The organism is Streptomyces sp. NPDC006435 (assembly GCF_040612315.1).
Classification (GTDB): Bacteria; Actinomycetota; Actinomycetes; order Streptomycetales; family Streptomycetaceae; genus Streptomyces.
On record NZ_JBEXPY010000001.1, the window covers coordinates 204,057 to 226,474 of the forward strand.

At 69.2% G+C, this 22,418-nt stretch carries 17 protein-coding genes; 6 read left to right on the forward strand and 11 right to left on the reverse strand.

Annotation, left to right across the window (positions count from 1 at the left end):
- Window positions 1–5: 5 nt before the first annotated feature.
- The 5 genes from ABZZ04_RS00925 to ABZZ04_RS00945 all read right to left on the reverse strand — a co-directional run bounded on the left by ABZZ04_RS00925 (window position 6) and on the right by ABZZ04_RS00945 (window position 8,152).
- Window positions 6–956, reverse strand: coding sequence for a hypothetical protein (locus tag ABZZ04_RS00925; protein ID WP_356930052.1), 951 nt, complete (start codon window positions 954–956; stop codon window positions 6–8).
- Window positions 953–1,660 (reverse strand): RNA polymerase sigma factor SigM, encoded by a 708-nt coding sequence (gene sigM, locus ABZZ04_RS00930; protein ID WP_356930053.1) that lies wholly within the window; start codon window positions 1,658–1,660, stop codon window positions 953–955. Before sigM ends, ABZZ04_RS00925 begins: the two co-directional genes overlap by 4 nt.
- A gap of 145 nt (window positions 1,661–1,805) precedes the next feature.
- Window positions 1,806–3,518 (reverse strand): protein kinase family protein, encoded by a 1,713-nt coding sequence (locus ABZZ04_RS00935; protein ID WP_356930054.1) that lies wholly within the window; start codon window positions 3,516–3,518, stop codon window positions 1,806–1,808.
- A gap of 127 nt (window positions 3,519–3,645) precedes the next feature.
- Window positions 3,646–5,805 (reverse strand): murein biosynthesis integral membrane protein MurJ, encoded by a 2,160-nt coding sequence (murJ, locus tag ABZZ04_RS00940; protein ID WP_356930055.1) that lies wholly within the window; start codon window positions 5,803–5,805, stop codon window positions 3,646–3,648.
- Window positions 5,806–5,854: 49 nt separating this feature from the next.
- Window positions 5,855–8,152 (reverse strand): DUF6049 family protein, encoded by a 2,298-nt coding sequence (locus tag ABZZ04_RS00945; RefSeq protein ID WP_356930056.1) that lies wholly within the window; start codon window positions 8,150–8,152, stop codon window positions 5,855–5,857.
- 183 nt (window positions 8,153–8,335) lie between these two features.
- Between ABZZ04_RS00945 and ABZZ04_RS00950 the strand changes: the two genes are divergently transcribed.
- Entirely contained in the window at window positions 8,336–9,778 is a 1,443-nt protein-coding gene (locus ABZZ04_RS00950) for a CCA tRNA nucleotidyltransferase (RefSeq protein ID WP_356930057.1), read from the forward strand.
- Between the two features lie 210 nt (window positions 9,779–9,988).
- Here the strand turns inward: ABZZ04_RS00950 and ABZZ04_RS00955 are convergent, their stop codons facing one another.
- The 3 genes from ABZZ04_RS00955 to ABZZ04_RS00965 form a co-directional block, all read right to left on the reverse strand.
- On the reverse strand, window positions 9,989–11,278 hold the full coding sequence (locus ABZZ04_RS00955) for an MFS transporter (RefSeq protein ID WP_356930058.1): 1,290 nt from the start codon (window positions 11,276–11,278) through the stop codon (window positions 9,989–9,991).
- 124 nt (window positions 11,279–11,402) lie between these two features.
- Window positions 11,403–12,485, reverse strand: coding sequence for an inositol-3-phosphate synthase (locus ABZZ04_RS00960; RefSeq protein ID WP_356930059.1), 1,083 nt, complete (start codon window positions 12,483–12,485; stop codon window positions 11,403–11,405).
- 61 nt (window positions 12,486–12,546) lie between these two features.
- Window positions 12,547–13,254, reverse strand: a complete 708-nt coding sequence (locus ABZZ04_RS00965; RefSeq protein WP_356930060.1) for a helix-turn-helix transcriptional regulator — start codon at window positions 13,252–13,254, stop codon at window positions 12,547–12,549.
- A 411-nt stretch (window positions 13,255–13,665) separates the two neighbouring features.
- Between ABZZ04_RS00965 and ABZZ04_RS00970 the strand changes: the two genes are divergently transcribed.
- Window positions 13,666–16,371, forward strand: coding sequence for a transglycosylase domain-containing protein (locus tag ABZZ04_RS00970; protein ID WP_356930061.1), 2,706 nt, complete (start codon window positions 13,666–13,668; stop codon window positions 16,369–16,371).
- Window positions 16,372–16,473: 102 nt separating this feature from the next.
- A complete protein-coding gene (locus ABZZ04_RS00975) occupies window positions 16,474–17,973 on the forward strand; it encodes a glycosyltransferase 87 family protein (RefSeq protein WP_356930062.1) in 1,500 nt (499 codons plus the stop codon).
- Between the two features lie 49 nt (window positions 17,974–18,022).
- Here the strand turns inward: ABZZ04_RS00975 and ABZZ04_RS00980 are convergent, their stop codons facing one another.
- From ABZZ04_RS00980 to ABZZ04_RS00990, 3 genes are all read right to left on the reverse strand, one after another.
- Entirely contained in the window at window positions 18,023–19,054 is a 1,032-nt protein-coding gene (locus tag ABZZ04_RS00980; RefSeq protein WP_356930063.1) for an alanine racemase, read from the reverse strand.
- Window positions 19,055–19,214: 160 nt separating this feature from the next.
- Window positions 19,215–20,333, reverse strand: a complete 1,119-nt coding sequence (locus tag ABZZ04_RS00985; RefSeq protein ID WP_356930064.1) for a peptidoglycan bridge formation glycyltransferase FemA/FemB family protein — start codon at window positions 20,331–20,333, stop codon at window positions 19,215–19,217.
- A 257-nt stretch (window positions 20,334–20,590) separates the two neighbouring features.
- Complete coding sequence (locus ABZZ04_RS00990) at window positions 20,591–20,905, reverse strand: hypothetical protein (protein ID WP_356930065.1); 315 nt, start codon at window positions 20,903–20,905, stop codon at window positions 20,591–20,593.
- A 278-nt stretch (window positions 20,906–21,183) separates the two neighbouring features.
- Here ABZZ04_RS00990 and rpsF point away from each other — a divergent pair, with 278 nt between their 5' ends.
- The 3 genes from rpsF (at window position 21,184) to rpsR (ending at window position 22,416) form a co-directional block, all read left to right on the forward strand.
- Window positions 21,184–21,474 carry a 30S ribosomal protein S6 gene (gene rpsF, locus ABZZ04_RS00995; protein ID WP_015609864.1) on the forward strand — a complete coding sequence of 97 codons (291 nt, stop codon included), beginning with the start codon at window positions 21,184–21,186 and terminating at the stop codon, window positions 21,472–21,474.
- 71 nt (window positions 21,475–21,545) lie between these two features.
- Window positions 21,546–22,136: a single-stranded DNA-binding protein gene (locus ABZZ04_RS01000; RefSeq protein WP_148836975.1), complete on the forward strand. Its 591-nt coding sequence runs from the start codon at window positions 21,546–21,548 to the stop codon at window positions 22,134–22,136.
- Window positions 22,137–22,179: 43 nt separating this feature from the next.
- Window positions 22,180–22,416, forward strand: a complete 237-nt coding sequence (gene rpsR, locus ABZZ04_RS01005) for a 30S ribosomal protein S18 (protein WP_003967857.1) — start codon at window positions 22,180–22,182, stop codon at window positions 22,414–22,416.
- The last annotated feature ends 2 nt before the right edge of the window (window positions 22,417–22,418 follow it).

Here is a 22,418-nt window from a genome sequence, read left to right on the forward strand (position 1 = left end):
GTTTCTCAGGGGCGCGCGTAGGTGCGGGTCAGCAGGAGCTCGCCCTTGTCCGTGGAGTTCTGGACGCAGGTGGCATCGACGACGTACACCTGCACACGGCCGGTGTCGGAAGGGTGCGGAAGGACGACGAGGAAGGCGTCCGCGCCTTTGTAGGTCCCGGTCTCCGCGGCGAGGGCCGGGGTCTTGCGGCCGATGCCCTGCTGCACACAGGCCGGTACGGACACGGCGGGTGTTCGCAGCGGCGCCTGGGACGGCGCAGTCGAATCGCCCGTGGGGGTCGACTGGGCCCCGACGGACGGTGCCTGCTTCTCGTTGTGGAAACCGTCCGGGCCCGAAGGCTTCGTGCCGGCGTTCAGGAGGAGGGTGCGTACCCGGCCTTCGATCGGGGAGTCGGAGAAGGTGTCCTCGTTGCTCGCCGTGGAGCCGGACCGGCGGTCCGAGGCGCTGACCCCCGCGGAATCGTGGGTCGGCTGGAGGCCCTGGAGGATGAAGACGCTCATCCCGATCATGGCTGCGCCGAGGGCGGCACCGAGCACGGCGACGCGGCGGCGACGCCGGACCGGCCGACGGCCGGGGCCCGTGGCCGCGCGGGGACGGCCCGCCGGGCGGGCCGGGGGACTGTCGGGGGCCGTGACGGACTTCTGTATCGGCAGAAGCTCCGTTTCACGTGAAACATGTGCGGAGTCGTCGGGTGCTCCGGTGGCCGCGAGAGCTGCTTCGGCGGCAAGCGCGGCGTCGATGCGGTCCGCGACATCGTCGGGCATGCGCAGGGGCTCGGGCGTGGAGCCGAGCAGTTCCCGGATCTCCTGGAGAGCGGCGTGGACCTCACCGCAGGGCTCGCACCCCTCCACGTGCCGGTGGACCTCTGCCGCGCGCGGCGACGGGAGCAGTCCCTCCGTGAGGTCGGAGATCTCCGTGACGTCCGGATGCCGGGTCGTGTCGGTCGTTGATGTCATGCGTGTCCACCTCCGCCCTTCACTACTGCAGCGGGATCGCCCCTGTCTGCGTTACTCGGCCCCGATGCCGGTGGGACGGATGAGCGCCCCGTCCGGTTCCTTTCCGCGCCGGATCCACCGGTCTCCGCGTTCTCGCTGCGGAGGTGGACAAGGAGGGGGGCCAGTCGGGCCCGTCCCCGTGCACAGCGGCTCTTCACGGTGCCCGCCGGTACGTCGAGGATGCGTGCCGCCTCGGCCACGGGATAGCCCTGCATGTCCACGAGGACGAGCGCGGCCCGTTGCTCGGCGGGAAGAGTGGCGAGCGCGGCCAGCAGCTCGCGGTGGAGGTCCTGGCGCTCCGCGGGGGCCTCCGCGGATTCATGCGGTTCGAGGAGTTGCTCGAACCGTTCGGTGTCGTCGATGGGCGCGGTTTTCCGGGTGGCTGCCTTGCGGACCCGGTCGAGGCAGGCGTTGACGGTGATGCGGTGCAGCCAGGTGGTGACGGCGGACTGGCCGCGGAAGGTGTGGGCGGCCCGGAATGCGGAGACGAGGGCGTCCTGGACGGCGTCGGCGGCTTCCTCGCGGTCGCCCAGGGTGCGCAGTGCCACGGCCCAGAGCCGGTCGCGGTGGCGTCTGACGATCTCGCCGAAGGCATCGGGGTCACCGGCCACATGGCGAGCGAGGAGGTCTGAGTCGCTGAGTGGTTCCGACGGCTCGGCGGCCACCTCCCCCTCCCTCCCTTTTCTCCATGTCGCGGTGCGTCTGTCTATCACGATTTCGAGCGGACGGGGCAGGGGGCGTGGGACCGCCGTCCGATGCGGGCGTCGGACGTGCGGGAGGCCGGTGGGGCACCCCCCACCGGCCTCTTCGTCAGTTGAGTACGGAGATCTCCGAGATCCCGCCCCGGTAGCCGCCCGTTCCGTCCGCCGGGAGCTCGGTGACATGGATCAGGACGTAGCGGGTCCGTACGGGCTTGTCCAAGGTCTTCTTCAGCTCGTTGCCCGTCGTTTCGAGATCTGTGAGGCGCTGTGGGAAGTCCGAGAGCGACGACGGGGCGGAGGCATCCGTACCGGCCGCGAGAACCTCGATCTTCTGTCCGCTGCGGTACATGCCGATCTCGAGGCCGGAGACGTCCTGGACGCTGCCCAGATCGACGACTATGCCGCTGCCGTCCTTGCGGGGCGCGAGATTGCCGAAGTTCGGGTATCCCTGATAGCGGTGGGTGACCCAGGCGGTGCTCGCGTCGCCGTCGATGGTCTTCGGCGCGTCCTCCTGCTTGATGCCCGAGCCGCTGGGCATGAACTCCGTCGCACCGGTGATCCGCAGCGGCTTGAGCGGGGCCGGTGCCTTGTCGTCGCCGTCCTTCGGAGTGGTCTGCGTGGTCTCTTCGGGCTCCGAGCCCTTGAGACGGTCGATGAGCGTCTCGGCGAGCTGCCAGCTGCCGAGGCCCAGCGCGACGATGAGCAGCGCGGACACGGCCCACTTGAGGACCTTGCCGGTGCGGCTCTGGAGCGGGGGCGGCGGCACGGCGACCACGGGCTGCGTGGGAACGGGCCCGCTCGGCGGGCGGCCGTAGGAGCCCTGCTGGTAGGTCGTGCGCTGGTACTCGGGCGGTGCCGTGAAGGCGGGCTCCGGCGGACGGATGCGGGGCATCGCGGCCACGGCCTTGGCCAGCTCGTCCGGCGTGGTGCACGGCTGTTCCTGCCGGGAGGCGGTGGCGCCGTCATTGGCCAGAGCGCGCATGGCGATCTCGGAAAGGCCGCGGTGGACACCGGCCCGCACCTGGTCGGGGGCGATCAGCCCCACTCCCTTGGGGAGCCCCGTCAGACCGTACGCGTCGTTCTCGTACGGCCAGCGCTGGGTCAGCGCGGCGTAGAGAAGGGCGCCGATCGCCTCGGTGTCCGCACGCTGCGGGCCCTCGGAGGTGATGCCCCGCAGGGCGGCGTTCACCGCGAGACCGCGGATCCGGTACTGCCCGGTCGAGCTGCGCAGCACCGCACCCGGGGTGAGCCGCAGATGCGCGAGCCCTTCCCGGTGCGCGGCGGCCATGGCCTGGGAGACCTGGCTGACGAGCTGGTACGCGTCGTGCGCGTCCATCGGTCCCGAGGCCAGCAGGGAGGTGAGCTCGGTGGCGTCGGGGAGCCATTCGTGGACGACGTAGACGAGGTCGTCCTCCTCCACCGCGTCGAGCACCTGCACGAAGCGCGGGTCGCCGAGCAGGGCGGAGGACCGGGCCGCAGCCAGCACGGAACGGGCGCGGGGGTGATCGGCGGGGAGCAGATGGACGCCCACCGCGCGGCGCAGTTTCTCGTCCACGGCCCGCCAGCTGCTGAATCCGTCCAGACGGGTGACGCATTCCTCGAGCCGGTAGCGTCTGGCAAGTTTGTGGCCGCTGTGCAGATCAGGGGTCGGCAGGGTGGGCCTGGAGCCGATGCGCTCGCCGTCCGTCCCCTGTGGCTCCGAGCTCGTCTTGTCCTGAGCTTCTGCCGTCCCGTCGGTCGTGGCCTCGTCCGCCTTGGCGGTCAGCGGCTTGTCGCCGCTGTTGTCGGCCACGTCGACGGCAGCCGTGCTACGTTCCGCCACCGTCGTTCCTGCCTCCCCATCCGTTGCGCGATGCCAGCCAGCTCTGCACAGTCACGCCAATTGTGCCCACACTCCGGCGCTATGCACGACACGCAAGAGGCGGGGATGGTTGTGCGGCCGGTGGACGTCAGCGTCCGAGACGTCCTCGAACCATGCCGACCATGCCGTTGATCTCCTCGATCCGCATGCGCTTGGCGGCGACGAAGAAGACACCCAGCAGGACGGCCCCGCCGCAGATCAGCGCGACGAGCGAACCGAAGGCACCTTCGCCCAGGCCCAGGAGCACGGCGAAGCCCACGCCTCCGCCGAGCACCGCCGCCGGGACGGCGGCCATGCACAGCCGGGCGTAGGTGCGTACGACATGGGCTCCGTCCAGGTCCCCGCCCAGGCGGTTGCGCAGCCGCCGCCAGGCGATGCCCACACCGACGGCATAGGCGAGTCCGTACGAGGCGGCCATGCCGACCACGGCCCACTCGGCGGGCAGCACCACGTAGCAGAGGGCCGACGCGGCGGCGTTGACCGCGGCGACGATGACCGTGTTGTAGAAGGGGGTGCGGGTGTCCTCGTAGGCGTAGAAGCCGCGCAGTACCACGTACTGCACGGAGTACGGGATCAGGCCGAGGCCGAAGGCCATGAGGATGTAGCCCATCGACCGGGCCGCCTCGGTTCCGGCGGAGGAGTACATCAGGGTGCACATCGGCAGGCCGAGGGCGAGGAACATGAAGGCCACCGGCACGATCGCGACGGCCGAGTTCCGCAGGCCCTGCGAGATGTCGTCCCGGACGGCACCCGGGTCGTTGTCGTGGGCGGCGCGGGAGATGCGGGGCAGCAGGGCCGCCATGACGGACACGGTGATGATCGCCTGCGGCATGCCCCAGATGAGCTGGGCGTTGGAGTAACCGAGGAAGCCGGCGCCGTCCTTGCCGGACAGCTTGCCCGCCGAGGTCGCGAGCTGGGTGACGACGATTACACCTGCCTGGTTCGCCAGGACGAACAGGACGGTCCACTTGGCCAGCTTGATCGTCTTGCCGAGCCCGTGTCCCTTCCAGTCGAAGCGCGGACGGAAACGGAAGCCCGCCTCGCGCAGGTACGGGATCATGGCCAGGGCCTGCACGACGAGGCCGAGCAGCGTGCCGATGCCGAGGAGCCGGACCCCCTCCGCCGGAATCGTCTCGACGCCCATCCGGGACTCGGCGGACGTGCCGTAGACCCAGATGAACATGCCGAACGTGAAGATCATGACGATGTTGTTGAGGACCGGGGTCCACATCATCGCGCCGAACTTGCCGCGGGCGTTGAGGATCTGGCCCATCACGACGTGCACGCCCATGAAGAAGATGGTCGGCAGGCAGTACCGGGCGAAGGTCACGGCGACGCTGTTGGCCGCCGCGTCCTGGGCGATCGTCGGCGACATCATGTGGATCAGCCACGGGGCGGCGAAGACCGCGATCGCGACGATCACGCCGAGCGCGACCATCACGAGGGTCAGCAGCCGGTTGGCGTAGGCCTCGCCACCGTCCTCGTCGTCCTTCATGGAGCGGACGAGCTGGGGCACGAAGACCGAGTTGAGGCCGCCGCCCACGGTGAGGATGTAGATCATCGTGGGCAGGGTGTACGCGATGGTGAAGCTGTCGCCGAGCAGGGCCGCGCCGAGCGCGGCGGTGATCACGAGGCTGCGGACGAACCCCGTCAGGCGGGACACCAGAGTGCCGGCCGCCATCAGGGCGCTGGACTTCAGCAGCCCGGAGACCCGGCCGCCGGACTTCGGCGGAGCGGCCGCCGGGGCCGGTTCGGGTGCCGGGGAGGCGGGCGCCGCGCCGGACGGGCCCTCCTGGTCCCGGAAAAGGTGCGCGAAGGCGTCGGGCTGCTCCTCGTCCCGGGACGCCTGGCTGACGAGGTCGTCCACCCCGACGAACTGGGTGGTCGCCGCGTTGTCGCCGTACGGCAGGTGCCGCGACGGGCCGTCGGGCTCGGGGGGCGGGGTCTGCGCCCAGATGCGCGGGTCGGGCGGGTACTGCGCCGCAGGCGGCTGCTGGTAGAGCGGATGGGGCTGCTGGTAGGTGCCAGGGGGCGGCGGCGGGTGCGCGGCGCGGTCGTACAGGGCCTCGGTCACCGGGTCCTGGACGGTCAGGTCCTGGGCGCGGTAGGGGTCGCGGTCGTAGGCGTCCTGGAGGTACGGGTCGGGCGTCGGCGGAACCTGGCCGGGGCCCTGGGGCATCGGAGGCCCGCCGGAGGACCCGGCTCCGCCCGCACCCTGACCGCGGTCACCGTCGTACGGCGCGTTCATCGAAACCCCACCTCATCGTCCCCGGCCGACCGGCCACGACAGACATCGCTCAACGTTCCACTTTCTCACCCGGGGCCGAAGGCTCCCCGCTTTCCGGACCGGTGTCCGGCGTCGGGTCACTCGGCTGCTCGGGTTCGCCACCGCCGCCGTCGGCCGGGCCGCCCGCGTTGACGCGCTTGCGCTGGGTGTACATCCTGACGCCCGCGAGGACCAGGAGCAGCAGCCCTCCGGCGATGACCAGCAGCACGGTCGGGGTGAGCTCGGAGACCTTCACGGTGAAGGTCATCTCCTCGCCGTACGGTGTGCCGTCCTCCGTGTAGAGCTGCGCCGTCATCCGTACCTGGCCGTTGATGTTGGCCGCGGCGTCGAACTTCACGGACTGGCTGTGGCCGGGGCCGATGCGGATCGGCTGTTCCGCCACGGCTCCGCCGTCGTTCAGCTTGAGGCGGGTGGCGTTCTCCGACTTCAGCCGGAGGACCAGGTGGTCCACGCCCTGCAGCAGCCGGTTCTGCACGGTCACCGGGATGGTGGCGCTGCGGCCGGACAGGGTGACGTCCGACTTCGAGATGAGCTGGACCTCGTTGACGAGGCCCTGCAGATAGGTGCGGACCGAGTCCCGGTACTGCTGGGCCTCGAGCGGCCGACCGCGCCACGACGTCGACATGGAGCGGTTGAGCGCGTTGCCGAAGGGGGTCACGACCCGCTCGGGCTGGGTGAGGATGACCTGGAAGTTGTCCAGCGAGACCTGGGTGGACTTGATGTCCTGGAAGGCCTGGGTGGGCAGCTCCTGGCTGCGGAGCCTCTTCGGGTACTTGGAGGCCCGGGGGACGCTCGTCGTGGCGTCGGCGTCGGGCTTCGCCCCGGCCGCTTCCACGAGCCCGAGCGGCTGCGTCCAGCGCTCGTCGTCGAGTCCGTGCAGGGCGCGGGCCATCGACTGCGCCTGGGCGACCGTGGGCGTCCGCTGCGGGGCGACGACGATGCTCCGCTCCGCGTCGGTGTCCTGCTCGGCCAGCGCGAGGGTCAGCGCGAGGAACTTCTGCACGGCGAGGGTGGAGTCCTCCGCCTTCGACATGTCGCCCTGGAAGGCCGTGGAGAGCCGGGCGTCGGCGACGACCGCGGTGGTGCCGCCACCGATGGGCCGGGCGGCGGTCGGGGTGTAGGCCAGGTTGCCCGTCTCCTGGAGGCTGTCGCTGCGGGCGATCACCTTGTGGGCGCCGGCCGAGGTGGCGACATCGACGATCGACGGGTCGATCGCACCGTCGACGGGCCAGGCGAAGTCGGTCGACGGTTTCACGTGGAGAACGGTCTGCACCGTCTTCGCCGCCGCCTCCGTGGCCCTCTGGAGGTGGCTGAGGGTGCCCGAGACGTTCTTGCCGCGGTGCGCGATGGACGCCAGGTCGGGATCGGCGAACGGCAGCGCGACGACCTTTCCGTCCGCCACGGCGGCTTCGAGGGAGGTGAGCCACTTCTTGGCGACGGCCTGGTTCTTCCCGGCGACGGTGGTGTCACCGGACTTGACGCGGTAGTCCCCCGCCATTGCGTCGGCGCTGGCCAGCAGGTCCGGGTCGATCACCCAGGTCACCGGCAGTCGGCTGCCCAGGGAGACCAGCTGTTCGAGGCGCCCGCCCGGAGCCAGTTCGGTGGCCAGGCTGTCGTCCGCGAAGACGGGGGTCCGCTGGTCGTCCGTGTCCGTCTCGGCGGTGACGTGGGCCGACGCGATGAGCGGCCAGAGGTAGGTGACCTTGGTCCTGGAGTCGCGCTCCTCCTCCTGCCAGGGCAGGAAGGTCCGCTCGATCCCCAGCACCTGGTCGTACGGGACCCGGGAGGTCTGCCCCGACAGCGAGACGCCGAGCTGGTAGACGCCGTCGTCGCCGAGCCCCAGCTTGCCGACCGGGACGGACAGCGTGAAGTCCTGGCTGATGCCGGAGGGGAGCTTCGCGAACTTCACCGTGTACTTGCCGCCGAGCGGGGCGGGGTCGCTGCCGAGCACGAAGTCGGTGCGCTTGGCGGCGGCGTCGATCGCCGTCCTGCTGGGGAGCTTCGAACCCACCCGCAGATCGACCGTGGCCCCGGTGATCGTCTCCTTGCCCCGGTTGGTCACGGTGCCGGAGACGGTCAGGGTGTCCCCCTTGACCGGGGCGCTCGGGGCCACGCCGTCCAGGGACACGTCGACCGTCCGGGAGCCGGTGGGGGCCTTGCCGATCTCGCCCGCCCGAGCCGCGGGCGCGGCCGGACCGGCCAGCAGCGCCGCGACGAGCGGCGCGCCGATCATCAGGGCCGCGGTGCGCCGCAACCACCGGCGGGCAGGAGAGGTACCGATCCCCTGGATGTCTGCCGGCTCGGCCACGCGCTTACCCGTCCCTCGTCGTCGTCGGCTGGTGTCGATGGTTGTCGGTTGCTGCGTCCACGCATGGTAACGATGTGCGCGGGTGCCCGTGGCCGGGGAGTGCGCTACAAGATCGGGAAGAGCCCGCGGGGTGTGACGAAACCAGGACGACCGGGCCGGTCCGGGCACGTACCCTTTTCTGTTGTGCCGAACGCCAATGAAGACAGCTCCCGTGCCCTGACCCAGGTGCAGCACCGCGCAGTCAGCGAACTGCTGCGGGTCTCCCCGGTCGCCGACGACCTCGCCCGCCGTTTCCAGGACGCCGGCTTCAGTCTGGCCCTGGTCGGCGGTTCGGTCCGGGACGCACTCCTCGGCCGGCTCGGGAACGACCTGGACTTCACGACCGACGCCCGCCCCGAGGCCGTGCTGAAGATCGTCCGGCCGTGGGCCGACTCGGTGTGGGAGGTCGGGATCGCCTTCGGCACGGTGGGCGCCCAGAAGGACGGCTACCAGATCGAGGTCACCACCTACAGGTCGGAGGCGTACGACAGGACCTCGCGCAAGCCCGAGGTGTCCTACGGCGACTCCATCGAGGCCGACCTCGTCCGCCGAGACTTCACGGTCAACGCGATGGCCGTCGCGCTCCCGCAGAAGCACTTCATCGACCCCCACGGCGGTCTGGAGGACCTGGCGGAGCGCGTCCTGCGAACCCCGGGAACGCCCGAGGAGTCGTTCTCCGACGATCCGCTGCGCATGCTGCGCGCCGCCCGTTTCGCCGCCCAGCTGGACTTCGACGTCGCTCCGGACGTCGTCACCGCGATGACGGAGATGGCCGGGCGCATCGAGATCGTCTCCGCCGAGCGGGTCAGGGAGGAGCTCAACAAGCTCCTGCTCTCCGCCCACCCCCGCAAGGGGCTCGCGCTGCTCGTCGACACGGGGCTGGCGCAGCAGGTGCTGCCGGAGCTCCCCATGCTGCGTCTGGAGAGTGACGAGCATCACCGTCACAAGGACGTCTACGAGCACTCGCTGACCGTTCTGGAGCAGGCGATCGGCCTGGAGAAGGACGGCCCCGACCTGACCCTGCGCCTGGCCGCTCTCCTCCATGACATCGGCAAGCCGAGGACGCGACGCTTCGAGAAGGACGGCCGCGTCTCGTTCCACCATCACGAGGTGGTGGGCGCCAAGATGGTCAAGAAGCGGATGACGGCGCTCAAGTACTCCAACGACATGGTCAAGGACGTCTCGAAGCTGGTGGAGCTCCATCTGCGCTTCCACGGCTACGGAGACGGCGAATGGACCGACTCCGCGGTCCGGCGGTATGTGCGCGACGCGGGCCCCCTGCTGGACCGGCTGCACAAGCTGACCCGCTCGGACTGCACCACGCGGAACAAGCGCAAGGCCGCCGCCCTCTCGCGGACCTATGACGGTCTTGAGGAGCGCATTGCCCAGTTGCAGGAACAGGAGGAGCTGGATGCCATCCGCCCCGACCTGGACGGCAACGAGATCATGAAGATCCTGGGCATCGGCCCCGGGCCGGTGATCGGCAAGGCGTACGCGTTCCTGCTGGAGCTGCGACTGGAGCACGGGCCGATGGGGCGCGAGGCCGCGGTCGGGAAGCTCAAGGAGTGGTGGGCCGCGCAGGGCTGAAGGCTCCGGGCCTCCGGGCCGGGGTGACGAGGGGGCGACGTGCGGTCATGTTTCACGTGAAACATGACCGCACTTTTGGTTCCGCTCCCCTGAGCCTGTTGAGCTCGCGATCAGGACTCCGCATGCCCGGGCCTGGATCCAGGTGTCGAGTGTCCGGCCCGGACTTCCGTTCGGCGAGGTCGATGTTTCACGTGAAACATCGACCTCGCCTCACTCCTGCCCCGAGGCTCGGAGTGACGTACTGGCGGCGCGGCTCCACCGGAACATGGTCGCGGCGACGGCCGCGTAGAGGACGGCCACTCCGATCACCACCACGGACGACCGTCCGTCGGGCGGCAGCGTCACGGCGGCGACCGCGGCGGCCCCCACGAAGGCGACGTTGAACAGCACGTCGTAGAGGGAGAAGACCCGGCCGCGGTAGGAGTCGTCCACCGAGGTCTGCACCACCGTGTCCGTCGAGATCTTCGCGCCCTGGGTGACCAGTCCGAGAACGAACGCAGCGACGAGCATCGGAGCGGGGACGAACCACAGCCCCAGCACGGGTTCGAGGACGGCGGCCGTCGCCGCGCACACCGCTGTCCAGCCGAACCGTCCGAACCGGCCCACCGCCCAGGGCGACAGCACGGCTGCCACGAAGAACCCCGCACCGGAGGCACCCACCGCCAGTCCGAGAAGGGCCAGGCCCTCGGAGTCGGTATCGGCCCAGGCGTACCGGCAGAGCATCAGCACCGTCACGGTCAGGGCTCCGTAGCAGAAGCGGATCACGGCCATGGCGGCCAGCGCCCGAGCGGCCGGCTTCCGCTCCGCCAGGTGACGCAGACCGTCGACGAGGCCCCGTGCGGTGATTGCCAGGGCCGTTCCCAGGCGGGCACGGTGTCCCTCCTGGTCCGGTCCGAGCAGCCGGATGCCGAGAGTCAGGGAGGCCAGCGCCGAGGAGAGGTAGAGCAGCGCTGCCAGCAGCACCACCGCGGCGTCGGAGTCCGAGACCAGCAGTCGCACGACGAAGGCGAGACCACCGCCGGCCGTGGCGGCGAGCGTACCGGCGGTGGGCGAGAGCGAGTTGGCCAGCACCAGCCGCTCGTCGTCGACCACGCGTGGCAGTGCTGCTGAGAGGCCGGCCAGTACGAAGCGGTTCACCGCGGTGACGCACAGGGCCGAGGTGTAGAAGAGCCATTCGGGCGCGGAGCCGAGGATCAGGAGCGCGGTGCAGCAGGCGAGTGCGGCGCGCAGCAGATTCCCGTACAGGAAGACCTGACGGCGCGACCAGCGGTCCAGCAGGACGCCGGCGAAAGGGCCGATGAGCGAGTACGGCAGCAGCAGAACGGCCATTGCCGAGGCGATGGCACCGGCCGAGGTTTGTTTCTCCGGGGAGAAGACGACGTGTGCCGCCAGCGCCACCTGGTAGACACCGTCGGCGGACTGGGAGAGGAGTCGTACGGCGAGCAGACGACGGAAGTTCCGAAGACGCAGGAGAACGCGCAGATCACCGACGACGGCCATGCGATCAAGAGTCACATACGTCGAGGGCCCCCGGGCGGATTGCCCAGGGGCCCTCGACGATGCGGAGGGGCGGGAGCGTTGCCGCTCCTCGCCGGGTCGCGCCGACGTACCGTGTCCGGTCGCGTCAGTTGGCGACCTCGCCGCGGATGAACTTCTCGACGTTCTCGCGGGCCTCGTCGTCGAAGTACTGGACCGGCGGGGACTTCATGAAGTACGAGGAAGCGGAGAGGATCGGGCCACCGATGCCGCGGTCCTTGGCGATCTTCGCGGCGCGAAGGGCGTCGATGATGACACCGGCGGAGTTCGGGGAGTCCCAGACCTCGAGCTTGTACTCCAGGTTCAGCGGAACGTCACCGAAGGCGCGGCCCTCAAGACGCACGTAGGCCCACTTGCGGTCGTCCAGCCAGGCGACGTAGTCCGACGGGCCGATGTGGACGTTGTTCTCGCCGAGCTCACGGTCCCGGATCTGGGAGGTGACGGCCTGCGTCTTGGAGATCTTCTTGGACTCCAGGCGCTCGCGCTCGAGCATGTTCTTGAAGTCCATGTTGCCGCCGACGTTCAGCTGCATCGTGCGGTCCAGGATGACGCCCCGGTCCTCGAAGAGCTTCGCCATCACACGGTGCGTGATGGTGGCGCCGACCTGCGACTTGATGTCGTCACCGACGATCGGGACACCGGCCTCGGTGAACTTGTCCGCCCACTCCTTGGTGCCGGCGATGAAGACCGGGAGGGCGTTGACGAACGCGACCTTGGCGTCGATGGCGCACTGCGCGTAGAACTTCGCAGCGACCTCGGAGCCGACCGGCAGGTAGCAGATGAGGACGTCGACCTCGCGGTCCTTGAGGACCTGGACGATGTCGACCGGGGCCTCGGAGGACTCCTCGATCGTCTGGCGGTAGTACTTGCCGAGACCGTCGTGGGTGTGGCCGCGCTGGACGGTGACGCCGGAGGTCGGCACGTCGCAGAGCTTGATGGTGTTGTTCTCGCTGGCACCGATGGCGTCCGCGAGGTCGAGACCGACCTTCTTCGCGTCGACGTCGAAGGCGGCGACGAACTCGACGTCACGCACGTGGTAGTCGCCGAACTGGACGTGCATCAGGCCGGGCACCTTGCCGGCCGGATCGGCGTCCTTGTAGTACTCGACGCCCTGGACCAGCGAGGCGGCGCAGTTGCCCACGCCGACGATGGCTACGCGAACCGAACCCATTCCGGTTGCTCCCTGTGTGTTTTGGATGTTCCCTATGAAGCCCCGCGGATCTGCGGGGGCCTCACTTTGCGGTGTCGTCGGACGGATCCGGCGGGGAGTCACCCCGGCGCCGGGGCAGGCCGCCCGTCTCTCCTGCTGTGTTCTGCTGAGCTTCGCTCCCGGGCGAGGACCGTCGCTGATCCCGTCCCGACCGCTCGCTCTCGATGAGCTCGTTCAGCCAGCGCACTTCGCGCTCCACGGATTCCATGCCGTGTCGCTGCAGCTCAAGCGTGTAGTCGTCGAGGCGCTCGCGAGTGCGGGCCAAGGAGGCCCGCATCTTCTCCAGGCGTTCCTCCAGCCGGCTGCGCCGGCCCTCCAGCACACGCATCCGCACCTCGCGCTCCGTCTGGCCGAAGAAGGCGAAACGGGCCGCGAAGTGCTCGTCCTCCCAGGAGTCGGGACCGGTGTGCGAGAGCAGCTCCTCGAAGTGCTCCTTACCTTCCGCCGTCAGCCGGTAGACGATCTTCGCGCGGCGTCCGGCCAGTGAGGAGGCGGGAGCGGCCGCACGGCCGGTGGTGGGCGGGAGGTCGGCGGGAGCATTACCCGGTTCCTCGATCAACCAGCCGTTGGCGACCAGCGTCTTGAGGCAGGGATAGAGAGTGCCGTAGCTGAAGGCGCGGAAGATCCCCAATGAGGTGTTGAGGCGTTTACGCAGCTCGTACCCGTGCATCGGGGATTCGCGGAGCAGACCGAGAACGGCGAATTCGAGGATGCCGGAGCGCCTGCTCAACTTCGCCTCCTCGTTCTCCGAGTGCTTCCGGGGAACCTCCGAAGCGGTCCCGCGGAACCCTGTGCCGGGCTGATGTACCGAGCTGATGTATCGACTCGATACATCACGACGATAGATCGGTGACAGCGTTGCGACAAGAGGGGTCATCGTGAACGGCGTCACATCGCGAATTCGTAGGCACCGACTTGCGTTGTTTGAGGTGAAGTTCGGCCCTAGGTGGGTTTTGACCGTGCGTAGTCTGTGCGGCATGCAGACCACCGGGAACCGCGTGACGCCCCCGCGCGTCAGTTTTCGCGGACTAGCCGGACGCACTGCGGGCGGGCCCGTCACCGGGCCGGTCCGTCATTCGGGGGGACCGGATCTCAACTGCCGCTTCCAGGCGCTCTCGCCTGCCCGAGGAGTAGTCGTTCGATGAGCGAGCACCGTCGCAAAGCGCCGCAGCCACAGGGTGGCGGGCGTGCCGCGGCCAGACGAGCAGCCCCGCGTTCCGCAGGACGCCGCGCAGCTCCGTCACATGGAGTGACGTCTGAAACACCTTCTGATTCGTACGGCGGACGCGCCGAGGCCAGACGCGCCGCCCAGCGGGGCGGTGGGAGCCGTCGTGCCGCCGAGGGCGGCGGGGCGGGCCGCGGAGGCGGTGGCCGTCGCCGCGGTGGCGGCGGAGGAGGGCACGAGGAGCCGGGTCGGGGGCGGGGCCGTGGCGCCCGGCGTCCGAGCAAGAAACGCTTCATCGACTACCCCCGCGCCGACAAGGACGGCTTCCGGCGCTGGGTTCCGTCCTGGAAGCTGGTCTCCGGCCTCTGCATCAGCTTCCTCGGCCTGCTCATGGGCCTGGCCGGTCTCGCCTACGCGATGGTCGACAAGCCCAAGGTGAACGAGGCCGCGAAGGCGCAGAACAACGTCTACTACTGGGACGACAACACACAGATGGTCGCCACGGGTGGTGAGGTCAACCGCCAGATCATCAGCTACGACCAGATCCCCAAGGCGATGCGGGACGCCGTCATCTCGGCCGAGAACAAGACCTTCGAGCACGACCGGGGCATCGACCCCATGGGCATCGCCCGAGCCCTGTTCAACATGGCCACCGGGGGCGAGACGCAGGGTGGTTCCACGATCACCCAGCAGTACGTGAAGAACTCGCGTCTGTCCCAGGAACAGACCCTGAGCCGGAAGTTCCAGGAACTCTTCATCACGCTCAAGGTCAGCAATGACATGAAGAAGAGCGAGATCATCAGGGACTACCTGAATGTCTCGTACTACGGGCGAGGCGCTTCGGGGCTCCAGGCGGCGGCCCGTACGTACTACGGCAAGGACGCGATAGACCTGGACCCGAGCCAGTGCGCGTTCCTGGCGACGCTGCTCAAGGGTGCGTCCTACTACGACCCGGCGGGCGCTCCCGATGTCGATCCCAAGCAGGCGACCAAGGAGCTGAACACCGAGCGGGCCAAGAAGCGCTGGAAGTGGATCCTCGACGAAGAGGTGAAGGACGGCCGCCTCTCGAAGGCGGAGCGCGACAAGTACACCGAGTTCCCGATGCCCAAGCCGCCGCAGAAGGACGCCCAGCTGGGCGGTCAGGTCGGTTACCTGGTCGACCTCGCCAAGAAGTCCTTCCTCAACAACAACGACCGGGGCATTACGGCGGACATGCTGGCCCAGGGCGGCTACGAGATCCACACCACCTTCAACAAGAAGAAGGTCGAGCAGCTCGAAGAAGCGGTCCAGAAGGTCTACGACAGCAAGATCAAGCCGAAGGAACGCCCCAAGACGGACACCCACGTCCAGTTCGGCGGCGGGTCGGTGGATCCCAAGACCGGGGCCATCGTGGCGATCTACGGCGGCCAGGACGCGACCAAGCACTTCACCAACAACGCCGATCCGACCGGTGCGCAGGTCGGGTCGACCTTCAAGCCCTTCGTGCTCGCGGCGGCGATGCAGTACGGCAAGCGCGATCCCTCGCTCGGCGAGGAGCAGGACGATTCGCAGCGCACGAAGGTCTCGCCGCTCAGCATCTACAACGCCGACGACCTGCTGAAGATCAAGAAGTACAACGGTGAGATCTGGACCGACGAGAACGGCAAGGAGTGGCTGCAGGCCAACGACGGCCATGAGTCGAGGGGCAACATCACCCTCCGCGAGGCCATGCAGTGGTCCGCCAACTCCCCGTACGTGCAGCTCGGCATGGACGTCGGCACCGACAAGGTGAAGGACGTCGCCATGGCCGCGGGGCTCAGGGACGACGACCAGATGGCGGATTCGCACGTGCCGTCGTTCTCCATCGGTACGTCCTCGCCCAGCGCGATCCGCATGGCCGGCTCGTACGCGACCTTCGCGGCCAGCGGCAAGCAGCGCGAGCCCTACTCGGTCACCGAGGTGAAGCACGGGGGCTCGGTGATCTACCAGCACAAGGAGGTCACCAAGAGCGCTTTCGACCCCGCGATCGCCGACAACGTCACCGACGTCCTGAAGAACGTCGTCGACAAGGGGACGGGTACCCCCGCGCAGCTCCCCGGCCGGGAAGTGGCGGGCAAGACGGGTACGACGGACGACAACAAGTCCGCCTGGTTCGTCGGTTACACGCCGCAGCTGTCCACGGCCATCAGCATGTACCGGCTCGACGACGACGCGAACAACAAGAACCGCGCGTTCGAGAAGATGTACGGCACGGGTGGCGAGCGGACGATCCACGGTGCCTCGTTCCCGGCGCAGATCTGGCACGACTACATGGTCGGCGCGATGAAGGGGAAGAAGGTCATCGCCTTCCCCGAGCCGGGAGAGATCGGCGACAAGGTCTACGGCGGCGGCGCGCAGAGCCCCAAGCCGACGCCCACCAAGGAAGTGACGCCCACGCCGACCGAGACGGAGACCGAGACGCCTCCGGCGAGCACGACCCCGTCGCCGCCCAACCCGACCGGCAGCTGCGGGACGTGGGACTGGGACTGCCAGCACAACAACGGCGGTACCAACAGCGGTGCGAACGGTGGGGACTCGGGCGACATCGGTGGCTTCCCGACCACGTCGCCCTCGCCACCGACCGGTGGCGGTGGCAACAACGGCGGCAACGGAAACGGCGGAAACGGGGCGAACGGCGGATTCATCGCCGGACCGGCCGGATAACGTCCGTCGGGGCCGCAGGGCCGATCGGCAGCGAGGGCCGCCGCACCACGTGGTGCGGCGGCCCTCGTCGTTTCCACGGGCCCGTACGGCAGTATGAGCGGCATGCCGAGCGCAGAAGACACGAGTGTGCACCAGCCGCAGGAGCAGTCCGTCGTACGGCCCACGCACGAGGACGAGATCGCCGAGGCCGGCAGCGAGCTGATCGGCGGACGGTCGGGGTACTGGGCGAGACTCGGCGGCACGACGCTCACACCCGTGGCCGTCGTCGCGCTGGTGGCCCTCGGGATGTTCGCGCTGGGCATGGTGCAGAAGCTGCCCTGCTACAACTGGGCCTGGTTCAGGGGAGCGGGCTCGCAGTACACCCACGCCTGCTACTCGGACATCCCGCACCTCTACGTGGCCCGCGGCTTCTCCGACGGCCTCGTGCCGTACTTCGACCGGCTGCCCGGCGACATGCAGTACCTGGAGTACCCCGTGCTGACGGGGGTGTTCATGCAGGTCGCGTCGTGGCTGACGCCGGGCGGGTCGATCCAGTACCGCGAGCAGATGTACTGGATGGTCAACGCGGGCATGCTGATGGTCTGTGCCGTGGTCATCGCCGTCTGCGTCGCCCGCACGCACCGGCGCCGCCCCTGGGACGCGCTGCTGGTCGCGCTCGCCCCGGCCTTCGCGCTCACCGCCACGATCAACTGGGACCTGCTGGCCATCGCGCTGACGGCCGCGGGGATGCTCATGTGGTCCCGGGGCCGGGCCCTGGCGTTCGGTGTCCTCATCGGGCTCGCCACGGCCGCCAAGCTCTATCCCGTGTTCCTGCTGGGGCCGGTGTTCGTCCTGTGCTGGCGGGCGGGCAAATGGCGGGAGTTCGGCACGGCCACGCTCGGGGCGGCTGTGGCCTGGCTGGTGGTGAACCTGCCGGTGATGGCCTTCGCGCCCGAGGGGTGGAAGAAGTTCTACACGTTCAGCGAGGAACGGGGCATCGACTTCGGTTCCTTCTGGCTGATCATCACGCAGCGCACCGGTGAGAGCATCGAGGTGTCGACCGTCAACACCGTCTCGACCCTGGTGACGGTCCTGCTGTGCGCGGGCGTCGGGGCGCTGACCCTGATGGCACCGCGCAGGCCGCGCTTCGCGCAGCTCGCCTTCCTCGTCGTCGCGGCGTTCATCCTCGTCAACAAGGTCTACTCGCCGCAGTACGTGCTGTGGCTGATCCCCCTGGCGGCCCTGGCCAGGCCGCGCTGGCGCGATTTCCTGATCTGGCAGGCGTGCGAGGTCATGTACTTCCTGGGGATCTGGATGTACCTCGCGTACACGACGAGCGGCGACAAGCACCAGGGGCTGCCCACGGAGGGGTATCAGCTGGCGATCGCCCTGCACCTGCTGGGCACGCTGTACCTCTGCGCCGTCGTCGTGCGGGACATTCTCGTGCCGGAGCGGGACGTCGTACGGCTCGACGGGTCGGACGACCCGTCCGGCGGGGTCCTCGACGGGGCTCCGGACGTGTTCGTACTGGGCCGGGCGGCCCGGCCGTCGCGGCACGCACACCCCGAGGCCGAAGCACCGAGGGTGGAGTGGGGCGCGGCGCGGGGACCGGCCGCGGACTGAGGACGGACCGGCCCCGGGGGAACGTCGGTCCCCGGGGCCGGTGCCTTCGTCAGCGGTCGACCAGGCGGTCGAACTGGGTGGTGGTGTGGCGCAGGTGGGCCACCAGCTCGTCGCCCACCTTCGGCTCCTGGGCGTCCGCCGGGACGAACAGGATCGACACCTGCATGTGCGGCGGCTCGGCGAACCAGCGCTGCTTGCCCGCCCAGACGAACGGCGACAGGTTGCGGTTGACGGTGGCCAGGCCCGCGCGGGCGACGCCCTTGGCCCGCGGCATCACGCCGTGCAGGGCCTTCGGGGCCTCCAGGCCCACCCCGTGCGACGTGCCGCCGGCGACGACCACCAGCCAGCCGTCCGAGGCGGCCTTCTGCTGGCGGTAGCCGAAGCGGTCCCCCTTGGCGACGCGCGTGACGTCCAGGACGGAACCCCGGTACTCCGTCGCCTCGTGGTCGCCGAGCCACAGCCGGGTGCCGATGCGGGCGCGGAAACGGGTCTGCGGGAACTGCTGCTGGAGCCGGCCCAGCTCCTCGGCGCGCAGATGGCTGACGAACATGGTGTGCAGCGGCAGCCGGGCCGCGCGCAGCCGGTCCATCCAGGCGATGACCTCCTCGACCGCGTCCGAGCCGTCCGTGCGGTCCAGCGGGAGGTGCAGGGCGAAGCCCTCGAGCCGTACGTCCTCAATGGCGGCGTGCAGCTGCCCGAGCTCCTCCTCCTTGACGCCGTGGCGCTTCATCGAGCTCATGCACTCGATGACGACCCGCGCGCCCACCAGGGCGTGCACGCCGTCCACGGAGGAGACGGACCGGATGACGCGGTCGGGCAGCGGCACCGGTTCCTCGCCCCGGCGGAACGGGGTGAGGACCAGGAGGTCGCCGCTGAACCAGTCCTTGACGCGGGCGGCCTCGTAGGTGGTGCCGACGGCGAGCATGTCGGAGCCGAAACGGATGGCCTCGTCGGCCAGCCGCTCGTGCCCGAAGCCGTATCCGTTGCCCTTGCAGACCGGGATGAGGCCGGGGAACTGGTCGAGGACGGATTTCTGGTGCGCCCGCCAGCGCGCGGTGTCGACGTAGAGGGAGAGCGCCATGGCCGGTCCGGAACCTTTCTGGTGGCTGCGATGTGTCAGCGGTGCGCGGAGCCTGCCCGGGGGCCGCCCGCGGTGGTCGCTGGAGGGTCTGTCGGTGAAAGAACTGTCGCGATGCCCATTGAAACGAACGAAACCGGTTTCGTCAGCGGGGCGACGGGGGTCAGCGGCGGGACATGTAGATGTCGAGCGCCTTGTGGAGCAGCTTGTTGAGCGGGAAGTCCCACTCGCCGAGGTACTCGGCGGCCTGCCCGCCGGTGCCCACCTTGAACTGGATGAGGCCGAAGAGGTGGTCGGTCTCGTCCAGGGAGTCGGAGATGCCGCGCAGGTCGTAGACGGTGGCGCCCATGGCGTACGCGTCGCGCAGCATCCGCCACTGCATCGCGTTCGAGGGGCGGACCTCGCGCTTGTGGTTGGCGGAGGCCCCGTAGGAGTACCAGACGTGCCCGCCGACGATCAGCATCGTCGCGGCGGCGACGTTCTCGCCCTCGTGACGGGCGAAGTACAGCCGCATCCGGTTGGGGTCCTCGTTGTTGAGGGTCGTCCACATGCGCTGGAAGTAGGCCAGCGGACGCGGCCGGAAGCGGTCGCGCTCCGCCGTGATCTCGTAGAGCCGCTGCCACTCGGCGAGCTCCCCGTAACCGCCCTGGACGACCTCGACGCCGGCCTTCTCGGCCTTCTTGATGTTGCGGCGCCACAGCTGGTTGAAGCCCTTGTGGACGTCTTCGAGCGACCGGTTCGCCAGCGGCACCTGGAAGATGTAGCGGGGCTGCACGTCACCGAAGCCGGCGCCGCCGTCCTCGCCCTGCTGCCAGCCCATCTTCCGCAGCCTGTCCGCCACCTCGAAGGCCTGGGGCTCGATGTGGGTGGCCTTGACGTCGCGCAGCCGCTTCACCTCGGGGTCCTGGATGCCCGACTTGATCGCGGCCGCGTCCCAGCGGCGGATGACGACGGGCGGGCCCATCTTCACGGAGAAGGCGCCCTGCTGCTTGAGGTGCGCCAGCATCGGACGGAGCCAGTCGTCCAGGTTCGGGGCGAACCAGTCGATGACCGGGCCCTCGGGCAGATAGGCGAGGTACCGCTTGATCTTGGGGAGCTGCCGGTAGAGCACCAGGCCGACGCCGACCAGCTGCCCCTCCTTGCTGAACCAGCCGAGGCTCTCCGAACGCCACTCGGCCTTCACGTCCGCCCACGCCGGAACCTGCATGTGACTCGCCGCGGGCAGACTCTGGATGTACGCCAGATGCTGCTCTCGGCTGATGGTCCTCAGGGTCAGGCTCATGCGGGGCGCTCCTTGGCAGGTGTGTCCCCATGGGTCAGGGGCTCCGGCTCTCGCGCCGAAGCCTACTGCGACCGTGAAGCGTGCCGTCCGGCCCTATGCGGCCTTTTCGCTCCGCCACCGGCGGGGCGCGGGGCGCCGGAACCCGCGCAGGGAGCGGTGCGGGGCCCGAAGAGGGACCCCGCACCGGCCCAGGTGTCGGTTGTGGCTCCCGCGGCTGTCGTGACGAACCCGACCCCGTCGCCGGGGCCCGTCGCCCCTCAGCCCACCAGGCCGCCGAAGAGGCCGCCGTGGGCCATGCCCAGGAAGAAGCCGATGGCGGAGGCGCCGATACCGATGATCAGCGGGAACCTCTCCCGCGTGGTCGCCGAGATGTACTGCCCGTAGGCGCCCGTGAGGATGCCGATGAGCCCTGCCCAGGAACTGATCAGATGCAGGTGGTGGAACATCGCCGTCACGAAGGCGAGCGCCCCCAGGACCAGGGTCACGACGACCAGGGTGTCCTGGAGCGGATGGGGTTTGCCGTCGGTGGCGAAGAGCGAGACGGCGGGGCGGGGTCGTATTGCCTGTGCCATGGAGCACCTCCTGGCCGAAAGGCGGCGCTTCGTGGCGCCGCTCACACCCGATGTGTCCAGATTGCGTCTCCTGACCACCGGATTTCAACCGGAAGCGGTTGTGCGGGTACTCTGTACGGTCTGCACCGGTGTCTGCCCAGGCCAGCACGTCGACTACCTCGTGATCGAGGGCGCTGACAGTGGCGGCTGTTCTGCTCGGGGACACTGGTGCTCACGCATCACGACCCTCCTGCCACGGAACGACCGTGGCCGCTGAGTCCAAAGGAGGTGGGTTCCACATGCGTCACTACGAGGTGATGGTCATCCTCGACCCCGATCTCGAGGAGCGCGCTGTCTCCCCGCTGATCGAGAACTTCCTCTCCGTCGTCCGTGAGGGCAACGGAAAGGTCGAGAAGGTCGACACCTGGGGCCGTCGTCGTCTCGCTTACGAGATCAAGAAGAAGCCCGAGGGCATCTACTCGGTCATCGACCTGCAGGCCGAGCCTGCGGTCGTCAAGGAGCTCGACCGCCAGATGAACCTGAACGAGTCGGTCCTCCGGACCAAGGTCCTCCGTCCCGAGATCCACTGAGCATCTAGCTCAGAGGTCATCGGGTTCGAGTAGCAAGCAGCCAGAAGCAATCCCCGCCGAGAGGTTCATCCATGGCAGGCGAGACCGTCATCACGGTCGTCGGCAATCTCGTCGACGACCCCGAGCTGCGCTTCACCCCGTCCGGTGCGGCGGTCGCGAAGTTCCGCGTCGCGTCCACTCCCCGCATCTTCGACCGGCAGACCAATGAGTGGAAGGACGGCGAAGGCCTGTTCCTCACCTGCTCGGTCTGGCGGCAGGCGGCGGAGAACGTCGCCGAGTCGCTCCAGCGAGGCATGCGCGTCGTCGTGCAGGGCCGGCTGAAGCAGCGGTCGTACGAGGACCGCGAGGGCGTCAAGCGCACGGTCTACGAGCTGGACGTCGAGGAAGTCGGCCCCAGCCTCAAGAACGCCACGGCCAAGGTCACCAAGACCACCGGTCGCGGTGGCCAGGGTGGATACGGCGGAGGCCAGCAGGGCGGCGGCAACTGGGGCGGCGGTCCCGGTGGCGGTGGCCAGCAGGGTGGCGGCGGCGCTCCCGCCGACGACCCGTGGGCCACGAGCGCGCCGTCCGGCGGTCAGCAGGGCGGGGGCCAGCAGGGTGGCGGCTGGGGCGGAAGCTCCGGCGGCTCCGGCGGCGGCTACTCGGACGAGCCGCCCTTCTAGGGCGACTCGTACCCCCACTTCTTGATCACACAGGAGAAACATCATGGCGAAGCCGCCTGTGCGCAAGCCTAAGAAGAAGGTCTGCGCGTTCTGCAAGGACAAGACCCAGTACGTGGACTACAAGGACACGAACATGCTGCGGAAGTTCATTTCCGACCGCGGCAAGATCCGTGCCCGCCGCGTGACCGGCAACTGCACGCAGCACCAGCGTGACGTCGCCACGGCCGTCAAGAACAGCCGTGAGATGGCGCTGCTGCCCTACACGTCCACCGCGCGATAAGG

Coding starts and splice junctions, on each gene's coding strand:
- ABZZ04_RS00970 (WP_356930061.1), top strand. CDS start 13,666: ATGAGCGAGCACCGTCGCAAAGCGCCGCAGCCACAGGGTGGCGGGCGT.
- ABZZ04_RS00990 (WP_356930065.1), bottom strand. CDS start 20,905: ATGGCACAGGCAATACGACCCCGCCCCGCCGTCTCGCTCTTCGCCACC.
- rpsR (WP_003967857.1), top strand. CDS start 22,180: ATGGCGAAGCCGCCTGTGCGCAAGCCTAAGAAGAAGGTCTGCGCGTTC.
- ABZZ04_RS00975 (WP_356930062.1), top strand. CDS start 16,474: ATGCCGAGCGCAGAAGACACGAGTGTGCACCAGCCGCAGGAGCAGTCC.
- ABZZ04_RS00925 (WP_356930052.1), bottom strand. CDS start 956: ATGACATCAACGACCGACACGACCCGGCATCCGGACGTCACGGAGATC.
- ABZZ04_RS00980 (WP_356930063.1), bottom strand. CDS start 19,054: ATGGCGCTCTCCCTCTACGTCGACACCGCGCGCTGGCGGGCGCACCAG.
- ABZZ04_RS00985 (WP_356930064.1), bottom strand. CDS start 20,333: ATGAGCCTGACCCTGAGGACCATCAGCCGAGAGCAGCATCTGGCGTAC.
- ABZZ04_RS01000 (WP_148836975.1), top strand. CDS start 21,546: ATGGCAGGCGAGACCGTCATCACGGTCGTCGGCAATCTCGTCGACGAC.
- ABZZ04_RS00960 (WP_356930059.1), bottom strand. CDS start 12,485: ATGGGTTCGGTTCGCGTAGCCATCGTCGGCGTGGGCAACTGCGCCGCC.
- rpsF (WP_015609864.1), top strand. CDS start 21,184: ATGCGTCACTACGAGGTGATGGTCATCCTCGACCCCGATCTCGAGGAG.
- murJ (WP_356930055.1), bottom strand. CDS start 5,805: ATGAACGCGCCGTACGACGGTGACCGCGGTCAGGGTGCGGGCGGAGCC.
- ABZZ04_RS00955 (WP_356930058.1), bottom strand. CDS start 11,278: ATGGCCGTCGTCGGTGATCTGCGCGTTCTCCTGCGTCTTCGGAACTTC.